The sequence below is a fragment of the Ensifer sp. D2-11 genome (genome assembly GCF_054161295.1).
In genome coordinates, this window is sequence record NZ_CP096435.1 from 924,364 (window position 1) to 942,700 (window position 18,337).

General features: G+C 62.4%; 17 protein-coding genes. 14 read left to right on the top strand and 3 right to left on the bottom strand.

What is annotated here, in order from left to right:
* Positions 1-43 precede the first annotated feature (43 nt).
* Positions 44-931 carry a LysR family transcriptional regulator gene (locus M1D34_RS30220; RefSeq protein ID WP_498784923.1) on the bottom strand — a complete coding sequence of 296 codons (888 nt, stop codon included), beginning with the start codon at positions 929-931 and terminating at the stop codon, positions 44-46.
* A gap of 99 nt (positions 932-1,030) precedes the next feature.
* Here M1D34_RS30220 and M1D34_RS30225 point away from each other — a divergent pair, with 99 nt between their 5' ends.
* From M1D34_RS30225 to M1D34_RS30235, 3 genes are all read left to right on the top strand, one after another.
* A complete protein-coding gene (locus tag M1D34_RS30225; RefSeq protein WP_498784925.1) occupies positions 1,031-1,753 on the top strand; it encodes an SDR family oxidoreductase in 723 nt (240 codons plus the stop codon).
* Between the two features lie 58 nt (positions 1,754-1,811).
* Positions 1,812-2,342: a nuclear transport factor 2 family protein gene (locus tag M1D34_RS30230; protein ID WP_498784927.1), complete on the top strand. Its 531-nt coding sequence runs from the start codon at positions 1,812-1,814 to the stop codon at positions 2,340-2,342.
* A gap of 147 nt (positions 2,343-2,489) precedes the next feature.
* Positions 2,490-2,795, top strand: a complete 306-nt coding sequence (locus M1D34_RS30235; protein ID WP_498786198.1) for an Atu4866 domain-containing protein — start codon at positions 2,490-2,492, stop codon at positions 2,793-2,795.
* Positions 2,796-2,816: 21 nt separating this feature from the next.
* Here M1D34_RS30235 and M1D34_RS30240 read toward each other — a convergent pair whose 3' ends face one another.
* Positions 2,817-3,497 carry a class I SAM-dependent methyltransferase gene (locus M1D34_RS30240; protein WP_498784929.1) on the bottom strand — a complete coding sequence of 227 codons (681 nt, stop codon included), beginning with the start codon at positions 3,495-3,497 and terminating at the stop codon, positions 2,817-2,819.
* Positions 3,498-3,769: 272 nt separating this feature from the next.
* Here M1D34_RS30240 and paoA point away from each other — a divergent pair, with 272 nt between their 5' ends.
* From paoA to M1D34_RS30270, 6 genes are all read left to right on the top strand, one after another.
* Positions 3,770-4,405: an aldehyde dehydrogenase iron-sulfur subunit PaoA gene (paoA, locus tag M1D34_RS30245; protein WP_498784931.1), complete on the top strand. Its 636-nt coding sequence runs from the start codon at positions 3,770-3,772 to the stop codon at positions 4,403-4,405.
* Positions 4,402-5,352, top strand: coding sequence for an FAD binding domain-containing protein (locus tag M1D34_RS30250; RefSeq protein ID WP_498784932.1), 951 nt, complete (start codon positions 4,402-4,404; stop codon positions 5,350-5,352). The genes paoA and M1D34_RS30250 overlap by 4 nt, the downstream gene beginning before the upstream one ends.
* 4 nt (positions 5,353-5,356) lie before the next feature.
* Positions 5,357-7,555 (top strand): aldehyde oxidoreductase molybdenum-binding subunit PaoC, encoded by a 2,199-nt coding sequence (gene paoC, locus M1D34_RS30255; RefSeq protein WP_498784934.1) that lies wholly within the window; start codon positions 5,357-5,359, stop codon positions 7,553-7,555.
* A 156-nt stretch (positions 7,556-7,711) separates the two neighbouring features.
* The gene (dinB, locus tag M1D34_RS30260; RefSeq protein ID WP_498784936.1) at positions 7,712-8,848 is read left to right on the top strand and encodes a DNA polymerase IV; all 1,137 of its coding nucleotides are present in this window, start codon (positions 7,712-7,714) and stop codon (positions 8,846-8,848) included.
* Positions 8,849-9,948: 1,100 nt separating this feature from the next.
* Positions 9,949-10,125, top strand: a complete 177-nt coding sequence (locus tag M1D34_RS30265; RefSeq protein WP_498784938.1) for a hypothetical protein — start codon at positions 9,949-9,951, stop codon at positions 10,123-10,125.
* A 450-nt stretch (positions 10,126-10,575) separates the two neighbouring features.
* Positions 10,576-11,307, top strand: a complete 732-nt coding sequence (locus M1D34_RS30270; RefSeq protein WP_498784940.1) for an adenylate/guanylate cyclase domain-containing protein — start codon at positions 10,576-10,578, stop codon at positions 11,305-11,307.
* Between the two features lie 13 nt (positions 11,308-11,320).
* Here M1D34_RS30270 and M1D34_RS30275 read toward each other — a convergent pair whose 3' ends face one another.
* The gene (locus tag M1D34_RS30275) at positions 11,321-12,097 is read right to left on the bottom strand and encodes a sulfite exporter TauE/SafE family protein (RefSeq protein WP_498784942.1); all 777 of its coding nucleotides are present in this window, start codon (positions 12,095-12,097) and stop codon (positions 11,321-11,323) included.
* 313 nt (positions 12,098-12,410) lie between these two features.
* Here M1D34_RS30275 and M1D34_RS30280 point away from each other — a divergent pair, with 313 nt between their 5' ends.
* Genes M1D34_RS30280 through M1D34_RS30300 form a run of 5 tightly spaced genes read left to right on the top strand, consistent with a single transcriptional unit; the run spans position 12,411 to position 18,327 of the window.
* Positions 12,411-13,397 (top strand): BMP family protein, encoded by a 987-nt coding sequence (locus M1D34_RS30280; RefSeq protein WP_498784944.1) that lies wholly within the window; start codon positions 12,411-12,413, stop codon positions 13,395-13,397.
* A gap of 11 nt (positions 13,398-13,408) precedes the next feature.
* Positions 13,409-14,824 (top strand): amidase, encoded by a 1,416-nt coding sequence (locus M1D34_RS30285; RefSeq protein WP_498784946.1) that lies wholly within the window; start codon positions 13,409-13,411, stop codon positions 14,822-14,824.
* A complete protein-coding gene (locus M1D34_RS30290; protein WP_498784948.1) occupies positions 14,821-16,347 on the top strand; it encodes an ABC transporter ATP-binding protein in 1,527 nt (508 codons plus the stop codon). The genes M1D34_RS30285 and M1D34_RS30290 overlap by 4 nt, the downstream gene beginning before the upstream one ends.
* A complete protein-coding gene (locus M1D34_RS30295) occupies positions 16,337-17,386 on the top strand; it encodes an ABC transporter permease (protein WP_498784950.1) in 1,050 nt (349 codons plus the stop codon). Before M1D34_RS30290 ends, M1D34_RS30295 begins: the two co-directional genes overlap by 11 nt.
* Entirely contained in the window at positions 17,383-18,327 is a 945-nt protein-coding gene (locus M1D34_RS30300; RefSeq protein WP_498784952.1) for an ABC transporter permease, read from the top strand. Before M1D34_RS30295 ends, M1D34_RS30300 begins: the two co-directional genes overlap by 4 nt.
* Positions 18,328-18,337 lie beyond the last annotated feature (10 nt).

Below are 18,337 nucleotides of genomic sequence, written 5' to 3' on the forward strand. Positions count from 1 at the left end.
CGGCATCCTCACCCCGCCACCACATCTCCCGATAACTCGCCGGTTATCGCCACCGCCGTATATGCTCGATCAAGGCCCGCATCTTTGGCGCCATGTTGCGGCGCTGAGGGAAATAAAGGAAGAAACCGGGGAACGGCGGCAGGAAATCCTGCAGCAGCGGAACAAGTTCACCGGTTTCCACGAACGGGCGGAAGGTTTCTTCCGTTGCGAAGGTGATCCCGGCCCCGCAGAGTGCTGAGCGGAGCATGAAGCGCAGGTCATTGGTGGTAATCTGGGGCTCGACCGCCACGTCGAAGGGAACACCATTCTCCTCGAATTCCCACCTGTAGGGCGCGACATTCGGCGCTCGCCGCCAACCTATGCAGCGATGATGGACCAGCTCACGCGGGTGCGCCGGCGTGCCGCGGACAGCGAGATAGGCGGGGGCAGCGACGGCCAGCTCGCGCTGATCGCCCGTCAGCGGCACCGCGATCATGTCCTGCTCGATCACCTCGCCAAGCCTGACGCCCGCGTCGAAACCGGCGGCCACGATGTCGAACTCCTCGTCCGTGACGGTAACGTCTATCGTCACCTTCGGATGGGCCTGAGCAAAGGAAGCGATGAGCGGACCGGAAAGGAATTGCTCGGCGATCGAGGTGGCGGCGATCCTCAAGAGACCCCGGGGCTCATCCTCACCCGCTACCCGATCGAGCGCCGTCGCAATATCCGAAAAGGGCTGCGACAGAGCCTCGCGCAGACGCTCCCCCGCTTCGGTCAGGCGAACTGAACGCGTCGTGCGGGTGACGAGCGTCGTACCAAAGGCATCTTCGAGCCGCCGCATCCCTTGGCTGACAGCCGAGCGGGTCACACCGAGGCGATCGGCGGCAGCACGGAAATTGTCCTCCTCCGCGACAGCCAGGAAGAGCGGCAGAAGGTTCATGTCTATTTTCATTGTAGAGTACTGCTAACCATTGAGTTGAGTGAGCGATGGATACCGGCGACAGTCATTAAAGTCCATCTTCTTCGTGCAAATCAAAGGACGGAGTACAACATGGACAAGGTCATTCTGATCACTGGCGCCTCCAGCGGCATCGGCGAGGGCATCGCTCGGGAGCTTGGCGCCGCCGGTGCGAAAATATTGCTGGGTGCACGCCGCCAGGCCCGTATCGAGCCCATCGCCGCGGAGATTCGAGACGCAGGAGGAAGCGCCCTGGCGCAGGTGCTGGACGTGACCGACCGTCACTCCATGGCCGCCTTTGCGCAGGCCGCGGTCGACACCTGGGGACGCATCGACGTTCTGGTGAACAATGCCGGCGTCATGCCGCTCTCGCCGCTTGCCGCCGTCAAGGTGGACGAGTGGGAGCGCATGATCGACGTAAACATCAAGGGCGTGCTTTGGGGCATCGGGGCCGTATTGCCGATCATGGAGGCACAGCGTAGCGGGCAGATCATCAATATCGGCTCGATCGGAGCGCTGTCGGTCGTACCCACAGCCGCGGTCTATTGCGCAACGAAGTTTGCGATCCGCGCGATCTCGGACGAACTGCGCCAGGAGAGTACCAATATCCGCGTCACCTGCGTCAATCCCGGCGTCGTCGAAAGCGAACTTGCTGCAACCATCACCCACGAGGAGACCATGGCGGCGATGGACGCTTATCGCGCCATCGCGCTTCAGCCCGGCGACATCGCCCGTGCGGTCCGGCAGGTGATCGAGGCTCCGCAGAGCGTGGACACCACCGAGATCACGATCAGGCCGACCGCATCGAGCAATTGACCCGGCGCGAACGATCCCGGGGCGCTTTCCCGCGTCCCCCTGACGAAAGGAATATTCCATGATCTTTTCCTTATTGACAGATCGCCTCGCCGGCGGCGGCCGCAAGCTGCTGATCGCTTCGACGGTTGCGGCCAGCATGGGACCGGCGCATGCCAATACCATCGCGCCAACCGCCGATATCGAGGCGCAGAATAGAACCGCGGTGCGCGCGGCATTCGAGAAATGGCGAGCAGGCGGCAACATCTTTGCAGGGCTTCTCGCGCCAGATGTCGTCTGGACAATCCACGGTTCCGGACCGGTGGCCGGCACCTACCGTGGCGTCGAGGATTTCGTCGAACGGGCCTCGACTCCCCTGATCAGCCGTCTCGCAACCCCTCTGGTGCCGAGAGTGCATCGTATCTGGGCCGATGGAGACACGGTCATCATCCGCTTCGACGGATCGGCCACCACGACTTCGGGAGCGCCTTACAGAAACAAGTTCGTTTGGATATTCCGGATGAAGAACGGAGCTGTCGTCGAGGCGGAAGCCTTTCTCGATCTCGCCGCCTATTACGCGGCTGTCGAGAACAACGAGCCGCGTTCCCAATGACGGCCGGTCGGGTTCGGCCCCTTGCGTCACCAGCCGCTGAGCGGCCGGGACCGAGATGCGAGCAGAATCTGCCCTGCGCAGCCGCAAGATATTCCCGCAATCACTAATCACGAGGAGATCAACGTGCAGCGTACCTTTGCAACCTTGATGACCGCCGCACTCCTAAGCCAATCCGTAAAAGCCGAGGAAACCGAAATGCAGGCCAATCACCCCTATGTCGGCCTTTGGGTCACAGAAGACAGTTACATCCGCCATGAGCTCCTGCCGAACGGTCGCTATGTCGAGGCCCGCGGTACGCGTGAACGTGCCTACGAGGGACGCTACCAAGTGACGGGCACGCATATCGATTATTGGGACGATACCGGCTTTACCGCGGATGGAGATTTTATCGACGGCGTTCTGCATCACGCCGGTATGATCTTCTATCGCGGGCGCCGGACGGGGCAACCATGAGCACTGCAGGATGTTGAGAATTTAGGCGTATCCCACCCAGCCCCTGAAGGTCATAGCCGCATAGAACAGGCGAACACCCGAGAAGCCCGCCTTGCGAAGCACCGCCTCGTCCTCCTCTGGCGAGAGAACCGATAACTTCGTCGCGATCGCCTGCCTTGCACTTTCAGGTTCGCCGGAGGCTGTTCCGCCGAACGCGACGTGACGGGCGATCCAGGTCGAGCGCTCAGGTTCTGATTGCGGGAAACTGATATGCGCGACGACGAACGGAGCGCCCGGCACCAAACGGCGGCGAATCTGTTCGAGTGTGTCGAGGCGTTGAGCGCGGCAAACAAAATGGAGCGTCAGCAGGCAGACGGCCGCGTCGAACGGCCCCTCCGGTGCGGCGTCTATGTAGCCCTGCTGCAGATGGACACGCGGCAAATGGGGTCCCACCGTCCGTTCTGCGACGCGAAGCATGTCCGCCGACGGGTCAATGCCACAAAAACTCCAACCTGAATTCTCGTCGGCGAGAGCTTTGAGCTCCATACCGCCGCCGGCGCCGAGCACCAAAACCCGCGCTTGCACCGGCGCACGTTCCGCGACCAACATCGATGTCATGCGGTGGAGAGCGGCCAGCCCCGGTACTTTTCTCAACGTCCCTTCGACGTAGGAACTGGCATGAGCCGCGGTAAAAGCTGGACTATCGACGCTCCGGGATTTCATTGTGCGGTCCTCTCACTCACGTAACATTATCTGTTACATGATTCGCCTTTCGTCAAGTTGCCTCTGCCTCTGAAGGCGCCTGATTCAGTACCGCCATTCATGAACCCCGTTCATAGGCCTTATCGGCAGCGGGACGGTAGTCACACGCGCTATCCGCCCTAACTCACTTGTGAACGCGCCTGCCGGATCATTTCTCGCGCTCGGTTGTTGCGCGTTGGCGGCGTAGGGCCGCTTCGTCCTAGACCTTTCATCATCAAGACATGGAGCTGGATATGCAAAGTCCTGGCGCACTTGAAATCTCGCGGCGTGACCTGCTCGCCGCCTCGGCCGCTACCGTGACAGTGGTGAGCGCACACTCGCTCGGTCACGCGCAGACCAATGCCTCCACCGCACCCCCGAGCACGAAGCTCACTTTCACGGTGAACGGCGAACGCCGGGAGCTTCAGCTCGATAACCGAACGACGCTTCTCGACGCGCTGCGCGAGCATCTGCATTTGACGGGTACCAAGAAGGGGTGCGACCACGGTCAGTGCGGAGCCTGCACGGTTCTCATTGAAGGCCGCCGCGTCAACGCGTGCCTGACGCTCGCCGTCATGCACGAGGGCGACAGCATCACCACTCTCGAAGGATTGGGGCAGCCGGAGAACCTCCATCCGATGCAGGCCGCCTTTGTCAAGCACGACGGGTTCCAGTGCGGCTACTGCACGCCCGGCCAGATCTGTTCCTCCGTTGCCATGCTCGACGAAATCAAGGCCAATATTCCAAGCCATGTGACCGTGGATCTCACGTCGCCGGCCGAAATCACGCCCGCCGAGATCCGCGAGCGCATGAGCGGCAACATCTGTCGTTGCGGCGCCTATTCGAACATCGTCGAAGCCATCACCGAAGTCGCGGGGAGGAAGGCATGAGAGCTTTCAGCTACGAACGCGTCTCGTCGATCGAAGCGGCGGCCCGGGCCGCGGCCAGCACGGAAGGCGCGAAATTCATCGCCGGCGGCACCAATCTCCTGGATCTGATGAAGCTGGAGATCGAGACGCCGACACATTTGATCGATGTCAACGGATTAGGACTGGACAGGATCGAAGCGACGCCGGAAGGGGGCCTGCGTATCGGCGCCCTGGTCCGCAATACGGATCTTGCCGCCGACGAACGGGTCCGCCGAGATTACTCTCTTCTGTCGCGCGCCCTGCTCGCGGGGGCATCGGGACAGTTGCGCAACAGGGCGACAACCGCCGGCAATCTGCTTCAACGCACCCGCTGTCCGTATTTCTACGACACCAACCAGCCGTGCAATAAGAGGCAGCCGGGCAGCGGCTGTTCGGCGCTCGCCGGCTTCAGCCGCCAGCTTGCGGTGGTTGGCGTCAGCGATGCCTGCATCGCCAGCCACCCGAGCGACATGGCAGTTGCGATGCGCGCCCTCGACGCCGTCGTGGAGACCGTGCGAGCCGACGGCACGACGCGCAGCATCCCCATTGCAGATCTGCATCGCCTTCCCGGTGACACGCCGCATGTCGAACATGTCCTTGAGCGGGGCGAGCTGATCACCGCTGTCGTCCTTCCTAAGCCGCCCGGCGGCAAGCAGATCTATCGCAAGGTTCGCGACCGTGCCTCCTACGCCTTTGCGCTCGTCTCCGTCGGCGCCGTCGTGCAGCCGGACGGAACCGGCCGCATCGCGGTCGGCGGCATCGCGCCGAAACCATGGCGTGACGAGGCGGCCGAAAAGGAGCTGGCGAACGGAGCAAAGGCGGTGGCCGCCAAGCTTCTCGCGGGCGCCCGCCCGACTGAACAGAACGCCTTCAAACTCACGCTTGTCGAACGCGCGCTGAGCGCGGTCCTCGTCGAAGCGAAGGGATGAGACAATGAGATTCGACACACCAGCAACGACGAACCCGATTGATCAGGGCAAGGTAATCGGCAAGCCCATCCCCCGCATCGACGGTCCGCTTAAGACCACCGGCAAAGCAATCTATGCCTATGAATGGCATGATCCGAATACCCGCTATGCCTATGGCTATATCGTCGGTTCGGCAATCGCCAAGGGCCGAATCAAGTCGATGGATGTCGCCGCCGCGAGAAATGCTCCCGGCGTAATAGCGGTCGTCACCTCCGACGGGGTGGGGGAACTGAAGAAGGGCAAATACAACACCGCCAAGCTCTTCGGCGGCACCGAAATCCAGCACTACCACCAGGCGATCGCCGTCGTGGTTGCGGAAACGTTCGAGGAGGCCCGCGCTGCCGCGGCGCTTGTAAAGGTCGATTATGTTGAGGAAAAAGGCGCGTTCGACCTGGCCGCCGCCAAGGACGGCGCCGTCGAACCGGAAGGCGGGGGAGACTCCGGGGCGGGCGACTTTGATGCCGCCTTCGAAGCTGCCCCCGTCAAGTTCGACCAGGTCTATACCACCCCGGACCAGTCGCATGCCATGATGGAGCCCCACGCTTCCATCGCCGCTTGGAATGGCGACGACCTGACGGTCTGGACGTCGAGCCAGATGATCGACTGGTGGCGGACCGACCTCGCGACGACGCTTGGGATCGACAAGGACAAGGTGCATCTCATGTCGCCGTTCATTGGCGGAGGCTTCGGGGTGAAGCTGTTCCTGCGCGCGGATGCGGTGTTGGCGGCGCTTGCCGCGCGTGAAGCAAAGCGCCCCGTGAAGGTCGCCCTCCCCCGCCCCTTCCTGATGAACAACACTACACATCGCCCGGCGACGATCCAAAGGATCCGGATCGGTGCAGGGCGCGACGGCAAGATCACGGCGATCGCGCATGAAAGCTGGTCCGGGGACCTTCCGGGCGGTGGCCCCGAAGTGGCCGTCCAGCAGACTCGCCTGCTTTATGCCGGCGAGAACCGGATGACTGCCATGCGGCTTGCGACACTCGATCTTCCAGAAGGAAACGCGATGCGCGCTCCCGGCGAGGCGCCCGGCATGATGGCGCTGGAGATCGCCATCGACGAAATGGCCGAAAGGCTGGGTCTCGATCCCGTCGAATTTCGCATCATCAACGACACCCAGGTCGATCCGGAGAATCCCGAACGGCCCTTCTCGCACCGCAATCTCGTCGGCTGCCTGCGCACCGGCGCGGAGCGCTTCGGCTGGCAAGACCGGAGCAAGCAACCTGGCGCTCGGCGCGAAGGAAACTGGCTGATCGGCATGGGAGTGGCCGCGGCGTTCCGCAACAATCTTGTGCTGAACTCCGGAGCCCGCGTGCGGCTCGACCGCGAGGGCGTCGTCACGGTCGAGACCGATATGACCGATATCGGCACGGGCAGTTACACGATCATCGCCCAGACGGCGGCCGAAATGCTCGGTGTCCCGATGGAGAAGGTCGCCGTCAGCCTGGGAGACTCGCGCTTCCCCGTTTCCTCGGGTTCGGGCGGGCAGTTCGGAGGAAATTGCTCCACGGCCGGCGTATATGCGGCCTGCGCCAAGCTGCGGGAAGCCGTGGCGCAGAAGCTCGGCTTCAACAGCACCGACGACCTGGTCTTCGCAGACGGTGAGGTTCGCTCGGGAGACCGGCGCATGCCGCTTTCGCAAGCTGCTGGCGATGAGGGGCTCGTCGCGGAGGACCAGATAGAATTCGGTGACCTCACCAAGACTCATCAGCAATCCACCTTCGGCGCTCATTTCGTCGAGGTCGCGGTCGATGTCGCGACAGGAGAGACACGGATCCGGCGAATGCTCGCGGTCTGCGCCGCTGGCCGGATTCTCAATCCGATCACGGCACGCAGCCAGGTGATCGGTGCGATGACAATGGGCGTCGGCGGCGCCCTGACGGAGGAGCTCGTCGTCGACAAGGAGCGCGGCTTCTTCGTCAATCACGATCTCGCTGCCTACGAGGTGCCGGTGCATGCCGACATTCCGCACCAGGAGGTCGTCTTCCTAGAAGAGACGGATCCGATGTCCTCGCCGATGAAGGCCAAGGGTATCGCCGAGCTCGGGATCTGCGGTGTCGCGGCAGCTGTCGCGAACGCTATCTACAATGCGACCGCCATAAGGGTGCGGGAGTATCCCATCACGCTCGACAAGCTGATCAACGAGCTTCCGGAAATCAGCTAGAACGGCTATCTGCCGAGGACGAGTGGTGCTCGTGTCCACACGTCCTCGGCAACCCATTGGAGCGGCCGTCGTCCACATCTATTTCGGGCAACTTTACGGCTAAGCAGGCGATGGAGGTTCGGATAGAGTAGGAAGCGCTATAGCGAGAGGAAATGAATGCGGGCGGGCGCAGAGCCAGAGGAAGATGACAGGAGCGGTGGGGCACTTGCACCCTCCCCCGGCGGCCGCGTGCGCAAAATCATCCATATCGACATGGACGCATTTTATGCTTCGGTCGAGCAGCGCGACAATCCGGAGCTTCGAGGCAAACCGGTCGCAGTCGGTTATCCGGAGGCGCGCGGGGTGGTGGCGGCCGCAAGCTACGAGGCGCGCAAGTTCGGCGTTCACTCCGCTATGCCCTCGGTAACGGCCAAGCGCAAATGTCCGGAGCTGATCTTCGTTCCGCACCGCTTCGACGTCTACCGGGCCGTGTCGCGGCAGATCCAGGCGATCTTTGCCGAATACACGCCGCTGATCGAACCATTGTCGCTGGATGAAGCCTATCTCGACGTTACCGAGAACCTGAAAGGCATGCAGCTCGCAACCGAGATCGCGGAACAGATACGCGCCCGGATCCGGGCCGAGACGCAGCTCACCGCATCCGCCGGCGTATCTTACAACAAGTTCCTTGCGAAGATCGCTTCGGACCAACGCAAGCCCGATGGGCTATTCGTCATCACGCCGAAGCACGGCCCGGACTTCGTGCAGGCACTTCCTGTCAAGAAGTTTCACGGCGTCGGACCAGCGACGGCGGAGAAGATGAAAAGGCTTGGGATTGAAACCGGCGCCGACCTCAAGTCCCGTGATCTCGCCTTCCTGCAGCAGCACTTCGGCAAGTCGGGGCCGTATTTCTACTGGATCGCCCGCGGCATCGACGAGCGTGAGGTCAAGCCTGACCGCATCCGAAAATCGATCGGCGCCGAGGATACGTTTCGGGAGGATATTCATGATCTTGAGACAGCCCGCGCGGGCCTCAAACCTCTGATCGACAAGGTCTGGCACTATTGCGAAGCCAGCGGCATTCGCGGCAAGACCGTGACGCTGAAGGTGAAGTGGGCAGATTTCACGCAGATCACGAGGAGCAAGACCATCGTTGCGCCGATTGCGAGCGCCGCCGAAATGGCCGAGATCGCGGAACTGCTGCTGTCACCAATCTTTCCCGCGGCCAAAGGCATTCGATTGCTCGGCGTCACGCTCTCGTCTCTCGATCAGGTGGACGATCGGACCGAGCCGCAGCTCGCCCTGGCGCTGTGATGTAGTCTTCTTGACGGTAAGCGGTAAAGCCTACCGCGGGAGCACTTACGGCAAGATTTCCAAGCAAAAATCTGGCATTTACGGCAGATTAAAAGTATTTATGACGAAATATCGGCCGCTGCGAAAAGAAATTTTCTATGACGTTTTGGGGACGTTTGCCAAAATTCCCCTGAACTTCCTGATGTCGCGTGAGAAACACCTGCATGGATCTTGATTTCGCCATATTTATGTCCCACAAGTTAATCGTTATTCATTGAAGGGCTTGGCTCTAAGGCCCGACCTCCAACTCTCCGATCATCGATCTGCTCCTCCAGGGCGCAAAGCCTTCTCTGCTGCCGAGGTGTGGAGAATATGGCGGCACTTGTTCGTGCTGCGATGGAGTCAAACATGCTCCGCGGGTTCTGACCGAGCCTTGCGAACTACGCTTCCGAAGGAAGCGAATGGTCCGTTCGCTAAACCGTTCTGGATCCCAGACAGCTCACCGGGAGGAAACCAAAGTCATGAAATCGTATGTTGAAAGCTTCGGATACCAATTCCATCCCGTCGATTTTGCGATCAGGTCGACGCCAGCACTCTGCATCGGAATGATCGTCTTTATTACTCTTTACGACGTGTTCTGGTAAATGGCGTTGGCAAAGTGAGTCTACATCTCAAGCACACACTTCCTCGTCGCGCCGCCATAAGACGCGCGGCGCTGTAGAAACGTATCGGAGGACTGCAGTCTCTCCTCTCCCTCACATGAGCTTGTCACAGAGATCCAGCAGCGCCGCGTCTGCGGCGCGGGAAGAGTTCTTTCAGCCCAAGGACTTGGTCTGGCTGGATCCCTGTGACGAGCACAAGGATGAGGTAGTCAGGCAAGCCGCCTCGGGCATCCCGGATCTCAACAGACCTTAGCCTGTGCCACGCCTGAAATAGCTAGGAACGGCCGGTGAACATGGCGAAATGATACCCCGCCAATAACCACTCCGCGGCAGCGACGGCATGGTATAATGCCGGCTCGTGACAACGCCTCGAACATCGTGACCCAGGTTCAACCATCGTTGCAGGAACTGCTGCATCGGTGGCTCGTTCTCACTTTGTGTAGAGTGGAGTACGTTCGAATGACTGGATGGAATTATCAGGAACCGGAACATCACGCCTCAACGGGACTGCCCGTAAGCATTCTGCTGCTGTCGGTCCTCGGAATATCAGCCTACCTGCTGGTCGGGGGCTCGTTGACTGGCGAGCGCGCCGGCTCGAAAGTCTATCTGCCTGTCGCGCAAACACAGGATCGTTGAGGAAGGGCTGCTCGAGACCCCGGTTTTTTCGGACAGGTGAGAGCCGTCGGCTGCCGCAGAAAAGGCAAGCACCGGTTTTCGTCAGTCAGGCTTATCCGTGAATTACTGCTCAGGTGGTCAGTTGGCGTTCCCACCGAACCGGATGTGCTGGAACAACGAGGTCTCCGGGAGAGTTTCTCGGTGTGGCAACGAACCTGGTAAATATTTATGCGTATCGTCATATTAGTTATAGTCGCCTCGATTATCAGCATACTCGCTTTCAAGTACGTCAATAATTCCTTGTGGAATGCACCCATAGCGGCCACAGCCGAAGAACTCTCTGAAGGATAACGGGCCATCACGGCCTCAGTTACAGACCCCCTCCGTTACAGACCCCAAGGGTTTTCAGGAGATTTTGTTGCCGATATATGCGAAAGTCGCATTGCGTCACGCAAGCAGGGCGGCGGCAACATGTCTCAATCCAGGATTTGCAAGGGATGCTGGGAGCAGATGCGTATTCCCGTGCCGCTTCGCGGACCGGCTTCCATTCCCTTCCGCGCCTTTGGCATCCGTCCGAGCCGGATGAACCCAAATACCTGCACGATCTGCGAACTCATGTTCACACGCGTGATGAAAGCCCGCAAAATCACCGTTGACGTGTCCGTCCTTTTTGCAGATCTGCGAGGCTATACCGCGCTTTCGCAGTCGCTTTCGGCCGATACTGTTTCGTCGCTGCTGGATGATTTCTACGATGAATGCGCCGCGGCGATTTGGGAGTTCGACGGCCTTCTCAACAAGACGGTCGGGGACGCGATCATGGCAATCTTCAACTTTCCGATCCCCCACCAGGATCACGCGGAGCGCGCTGTGCTCGCCGCACGGGAGATCCAGCGCCGCTGCCAATTGCGTCGTGACCTTCGCTTGGCGGAAGGCGCGGGCCTGGACGGAAGTGAGCTCGGTGTCGGCATCGGGATCGACACCGGTGAGGCCAGCTTCGGAGAATTCGGCCGATCGCACCGCGACCTGACTGCCATCGGAACGGTTGTGAATACCGCCGCTCGCGCCCAGTCCGCCGCCGAGGCGGGGCGAATCCTCGTGACCAGGGCCGTTTGCGAGCGCGCGCAGAGCCAAACGGCCGAAAGCGAGGGCCGGGAATACCGCCTCAAGGGCTTTGAGAAGCCGGTTGAGCTTTACGCGGTCTGAGGAAAGCCGGTATTCAGAAAAACCCGGTAAGTTGGAGCGTCTGATAGCCGGCCAAAAGCGTGATCAAAGATCCGACGAGCCGCAGGAGAGTTTTCTCTTGCAGTGCCTTGACCACCCATCCTGCAAATGGCGCCGCCAGCACGCCGCCCGTAATCAGCCCGCCAATGGATGTAAGATGATCGCGGAAATCGCCGGCCTGTTCCCAGTGACCCGTTAGAACTGTGGCCAGGAAGCTCAGAGACACTGAAAGTGCGATCAGAAACTCGCTCGCATTGACGGTCCCGATAACAAAGCGCGGCTGTCCGCCGGCGCCGAGCAGACCGGTGGTGGCAACGGGCCCCCATCCGCCGCCACCTGCGGCATCCAGAAACCCCGCAGTTGCGCCGAGCGGTGCCACGATCCTCAGCTTGACCGGGTTTGTGGGAATGCGATGGAAGGAGCGATAAAGCAGCCAGGCTCCAATCACTGCGAGATAGGCTGTGACGAAAGGCTTGACCTGATCTCCGTCAAACGAGGTCACCACGAAGGCACCCAACATTCCACCGGCGATGCCAAAGGGAATGAGCCGCCAGAACAGCTTCCAATCGATGTTGCGGTGATAGAGATGGGCCGAGCCGGAAGCGGCAGTGGTGAACAATTCTGCCGCATGGGCCGACGCCGACGCCTGGGCAGGCGGCACGCCAAAGGCAAGAAGCACCGTCGAGCAGATGACGCCATAGGCCATGCCGAGAGCGCCGTCGATTACCTGAGCGAGAAAGCCGACCAATGCGAACAGTATAAAATCTTCCATGGACAGCTCCGGATTTCTGGCTCGACCGCCCTGCACAAGGAAGCCTCACATGTGCCGTGGCACACGGAGGCTTCCTTGGTCGCTTCTGTCTTAATGCTCCTTCGCAGCTGGAAAACGAACGCACGTCGGGCTTGTTCCGCGAAGGGCATGCGACGCCTGTCGCGCTCGCTCGCCAGACAGGGGACGACATGAAACTTCTGTGAGATAACCCAGCATGTGTTCCGTTGCCGCTTTTCTGCTCATCCGCGCTGCTTGACAAAACTTTGTACAAAATAAAGATTCTACCAATCGGTAAAAAAGGGGAACACCATCCATGGCAAGAGATCTGATGATGAGCCGGCGCAATGTGCTTGCGTCGGGCTTGGCGTTTGGCGTGAGCGCTTTGGCGCCGGCCGTCCGCGCTAGCGCGCCGATAAAAGTTGCCGGTGTCCACGCCTCCCCGGTCGAGAACGCCTGGAACTCGGTCCTGCACAAGGCGCTGCAGGATGCGGCCGCGGAGGGCGTCATCGAATATGTCTTCTCCGAAGGCATTTCGGGGACGGACTATCCCCGCGCGATGCGCGAATATGCCGAACAGGGCGCAAAGCTCATCATCGGCGAAGCCTATGCCGTTGAAAAGCAGGCCCGCGAAGTCGCCGTCGACTATCCGGAGACCGCCTTCGTGCTCGGCTCGAGCGGCAAGGAATCGGGCGACAACTTCGGCGTTTTCGGCACCTGGAACCACGACGGCGCCTATCTCGCCGGCATGCTCGCCGGCAAGATGACAAAGTCGAACGTCGTCGGTTCCGTCGGCGCCATGCCGATCCCGGAAGTCAACATGCTGATCAATGCCTTCGCTGCGGGCGTGAAGGCCGTCAATCCCGATGCCAGGCACCTCGTCAGCTTCATAGGCACCTTCTTCGACCCGCCGAAGGCGCGCGAGGCGGGTCTCGCTCAGATCGACGCCGGTGCCGACATCCTCTTCGGCGAGCGAATCGGCACCGCCGATGCGGCGAAGGAACGCGGGCTCAAATCCGTGGGTTCGCTGATCGACTACACGCCGCGCTATCCGGACACAGTGTTCGCCAACGCGCTCTGGGGCTTTCGCCCGATCCTCAACGCCGCAATTGCCGACGTGTCCGCCGGCAAGCCGGTCGGCAAGGACTACACAGCCTTTGGCCTGCTCAAGGAAGGCGGCAGCGACGTTGCCTATGTCAAGGGCGTCGCCCCGGCGGATGCCGAAGCGGCAATGGAAGCCAAGCGCGCCGAGATCAAGTCAGGCGCCTTCGAGGTTCCGCGCATCACGGACGAGCCTAAGTAACCGGTTTGTCTATGGCAGGCGATGCAATCTCTCTCGGTGAGGCGATCCGAATGGGCCGCCTCACCGCTTCCGAAGCAATGGAAGCATCCCTGGCGGCGGCCGGCCGATGGGCAGAAATAGGCGCAATCGTCCATCTCGATCCAACGCTCGGACGAACGGCGGCCGAAAATGCGGACGCCCGCCTGCGCCACTTGCCCGGCGGCGGGCAGACCGCACCGTTTCTCGGCGTCCCTAGCCTTGCCAAGGATCTGGGCGGCCCCTTTGCCGGCCTCCCTGTTGCGGCCGGATCGAACATGCTCGGGCGCCGTGGCGCCGTCGCGGAAGACAGCGATCTGGCGGCGCGGCTCCGCGGAGCAGGCCTTTGCTTCTTTGGACTGACCACGGTGCCCGAAATGGGCCTGTCGCTCGCGAGCGAACCGGCGGCCGGCCCCATCTGCCGCAACCCCCTCGATACGAGCCGGACGCCCGGCGGCTCATCCGGCGGGGCGGCGGCTGCCGTTGCCGCCGGCATTGTGGCGATCGCCCATGCGACCGATGCGGGCGGGTCGATCCGCGTCCCCGCGGCCTGTTGCGGTCTCTTCGGCCTCAAGGCGAGCCGGGGTGCGATCGCGGCTGGACCATCCTTCGGCAATCATCTCGGCGGCATTGCCAGTGAACTGGCGCTGTGCCGCTCCGTCCGCGACCTGGCGGCGATATTCAACGCGGCAGCCGGACGCGCACGCGGGCCGTTTGCCGATCCGTGGTTCGCCCCCTTCCCGTCCGGCCCCTTACGTGTCGGCCTTCTTCTCGAGACCGGTGACCAATACCCGACCGAACCGGCGCGCAGCGAGGCTGTCGAAGAGGCCGCGCGCACACTGGAGCGAGACGGCCACAGCGTCGTTCCGATGTATTGGGATGCGTTTGCCGCAAGCGTTGCCGCAAGCGGCCAGGCCCTGCGCGACATCATCGCCGTCAACCTTGCCAATTTCGTCGTTTCCGCCGGTCTCCATGCCGGGCGCGCCGAACCGCTGACGCAGGCTTTTGTCAGCCATGGATCGCAACTCGAGGCGACCGCGCTCTGGGCGACGCTCGACGACGCCGTCCATGCGAGCCACGCGGTCTGGTCGCTTTTCGACCAGGTAGACTGTATCCTGACGCCAATGCTTGCGTCGGCACCCCTTCCTATCGGATCCTTTCCTTTCGACCACGACGATATCGACCTTCAGATTCGCCGCATGACGGCGTTTGCGCCACTCGCCGCACTCGCCAATGCCACCGGTTTTCCGGCCCTCACGCTGCCCTTCGGCGCGGATGAAGCCGGATTGCCGCTGCCGGTGCAGATCCTGGCGCCCATGGGCGGCGACCGCCTCCTCATCGAGCTTGCGGCACGCCTGGAAAGAGAGGGTCGCTGGCAGCACCGTTTCGCCGTCGCGGGAATTCCGGAATGAGCCAAGCCATTCTCGACATTTGCAGCGTCAGCAAGCGCTTCGGCGACAATCTCGCCAATGACGACATCTCGCTGAGCCTCGGAAAGGGCGAGATCGTCGCCCTCCTCGGTGAAAACGGCGCCGGCAAGACCACGCTGATGAGCGTCCTGTTCGGCCATTATGTGCCTGATAGCGGCAAGGTGCTGGTCGAGGGACGGGAACTCCCTCCGGGCAAACCACGCGCGGCGATCCGCGCCGGCATCGGCATGGTGCATCAGCATTTCTCGCTCGCCCCCAACCTGACGGTGCTGGAAAACGTCATGGCCGGCACGGAACGCCTCTGGCATCTCCGATCCGGCACCAGCGCGGCGCGGCGGAAGCTGCTCGGCATTTGCCAGCGGTTCGGCCTGACGGTGGAGCCGGACGCGCGCGTCGGCGACCTCTCGGTCGGCGAGCAGCAGCGCGTCGAGATCCTGAAGGCCCTCTACAACGATGCGCATATTCTGGTGCTCGACGAGCCGACGGCGGTGCTGACGAATCTGGAGGCCGAGCGACTGTTCTCGACACTAAAGGACATGGCGCGCGAGGGGCTTTCGCTGATCTTCATTTCGCACAAGCTGGACGAGGTCATGGCCGCGGCCGACAGGATCGTCGTGCTTCGCGGCGGCCGCAAGGTGGCCGAGCGTCTTGCGAAAGAGACGAACAAGGCCGAGCTTGCCGAACTGATGGTCGGCCGCAAGGTTGCCCGGCCGGTGCGCGAGCCTTCGACGCCCGGCGAGGTGGTGCTTGATGTCGCGGATGTGAGCGTCAGCATCGACGGGGTGGAACGGCTGAAGTCCATCGATTTCAGCCTCCGCGCGGGCGAGATTCTCGGCATTATCGGAGTTTCCGGCAACGGCCAGACGACGCTGGCGCATCTCCTGTCGGGTACGGTCAGGCGCGACAAGGGCGAACTCCTGCTGTTCGGTGAGCCCATCGGCGACCTCACGGTTGATGACGCCGTCCGGGCGGGGATCGGCCGCATCCCGGAAGATCGCAACAAGGAAGGCGCGATCGGCGAAATGGCCATTTGGGAGAACGCCGTTCTGGAGCGCCTGCCGCGATTTTCGCGCTACGGCCTCGTCGATCGGCCGTCCGGCCAGGCATTCGCCGGCCAGATCATCGATGCCTTCGACGTGCGCGGCGGCCGACCGACGACGCGCACGCGGCTGCTCTCGGGTGGCAACATGCAGAAACTCATCCTCGGGCGAAATCTGATCGACCGACCGCGCATCCTGCTCGCGGCGCAGCCGGCGCGGGGGCTCGACGAGGGGGCTGTCGCCGCGGTGCACGCGCGGCTGCTCGAAGCGCGGCGCGCGGGAACCGCGGTGCTCCTCATCTCCGAGGACCTGGAAGAAGTCATGGCGCTTGCCGACCGCATTCAGGCCATCGTCAACGGCCGGCTTTCGCCTCCGATTGCCGCCGACAGCGCCAGTGCCACGAAACTCGGCCTGATGATGGCCGGCGAATGGAATGAAGAGCACGAGGTTTCGAATGCGTTTTGAACGACGCGAACATCGTTCGCTCGCCCTGGTGATCGCGACACCCGTGCTTGCAATCCTCTGCGCGCTGGCGCTCGCCGGTCTGCTCATCGCGATCGCCGGTGCCCCGGTCATGGAAGCCTATTGGCGCATTCTCGTCGGTGCCTTCGGCTCGCGGCTTTCGGCGACCGAAACCCTCACCCGCGCAAGCCCTCTCATTCTAACGGGCCTTGCCGCGGCGGTCGCGTTCCGCGCGAGGCTCTGGAACATCGGCGCCGAGGGTCAGTTCTATCTCGGAGCGATTGCCGTCGCCGCCGCCAGTTCGCACCTTTTCGGCGGGCTGCCCTCGCTCCTGCAGATTCCGCTGCTTCTCGTCATCGGCGCGGCAGCCGGCATCGTCCTCCTGCTCGTGCCGCTTTGGCTGAGGCTGCGCTTTTCCGTCGACGAGGTCGTTACCACGCTTCTCCTCAATTTCGTCGCCGTGCTCTTCGTGTCCATGCTGATCGATGGCCCACTCAAGGATCCGATGGGCTTCGGATGGCCGCAGTCCCAACCGGTCGCCGACACAGCGGTCCTGCCAAAGCTCTTCGCCCGATCCCGCCTCCATGTCGGGCTGATGATCGCGCTCGTACTCGCCGTTGCAGTCCATCTCGTTCAGTCGCGCACGGTGTTCGGCATGCAGTCGCGCGCAGCCGGCCTCAATCCGGCCGGGGCGGTGTTCGCCGGCGTTCCGCTCGGCCGCACCCTGGTGACGGTGGCCTGCATTTCAGGCGGGCTCGCCGGCCTTGCGGGGGCTATCGAAGTCATGGGCGTGCAGGGCTATGTCACGACGGACCTGTCGCCGGGTTACGGCTATTCCGGGATCGTCGTCGCCATGCTCGCCAATCTCCACCCGCTTGGCGTGGTGCTTGCCGCCCTGTTCACGGCCGTCATGTTCGTCGGGGCCGACGGGATGAGCCGCAGCATGGGTATCCCCTCTTACATAGCCGACGTCACGGTGGCCCTGTCGCTGATCAGCATGCTGACCGGCGTCTTCTTCACCCAGTATAGGATTCGCCGATGAACGCCGTCATCGACATTTTCGCTTCCGCGGGCCTCTGGGCGGCCGTCCTGCGGATTGCCACGCCGCTAATCCTCGGCACGCTCGGCGCGCTCCTGTGCGAGCGCTCGGGCGTCCTGAATCTCGGCATCGAGGGCATCATGACCTTCGGCGCGATGATCGGCTGGCTTACGGTCTATAACGGCGCCGACCTGTGGACTGGCATTCTCGTCGCGGGCCTCTCCGGCGGGATCTTCGGCCTCTTGCATGCGGGCCTGACGGTCACGCTCGGTTTGTCCCAGCATGTGTCCGGCCTCGGGGTGACGCTTTTCGCCTCGAGCTTCAGCTACTACGTTTTCCGTCTGCTGGTACCGGTCGCGGGTACACCGCCGACGATCGAGCCGTTCCAGCCGATCGACGTGCCGGCGCTATCGTCCCTCCCCTTTCTAGGTCCGGCGCTCTTCACACAGACGCCGCCGACCTATCTGGCGATCCTGCTGGCGCTGGCACTCGGCTACGTGTTTTACCGCACGCCGCTCGGCCTGGCGATCCGCATGACCGGAGAAAATCCGCACGCCGCCGAGGCGCAGGGCATCAACCCGATGGCGATCCGCTACGGTTCCGTGGTCGTCGGGAGCGCACTGATGGGTATCGGCGGCGCCTTCCTAACGCTCTCTGCCTTCAACAGCTTCTTCCCGACCATGGTGCAGGGACGGGGCTGGATCTGCATAGCGCTCGTCGTCTTCGCCTCGTGGCGGCCGGGCCGCGCCCTCGTCGGAGCGCTGCTGTTTGCACTGTTCGACGGCTTCCAGCTGCGCCTGCAGACGCGGCTGAGCGGCGTCGTCCCCTATCAGGTCTTCCTGATGATACCCTATCTGCTGTCGATCGCAGCGCTGGCGCTCATGGCCCGGCGCGCCCGCGTTCCGCAGGCGCTGATGCAACCCTACCGGCGCGGCGAGCGCTAAAAGAAAATCC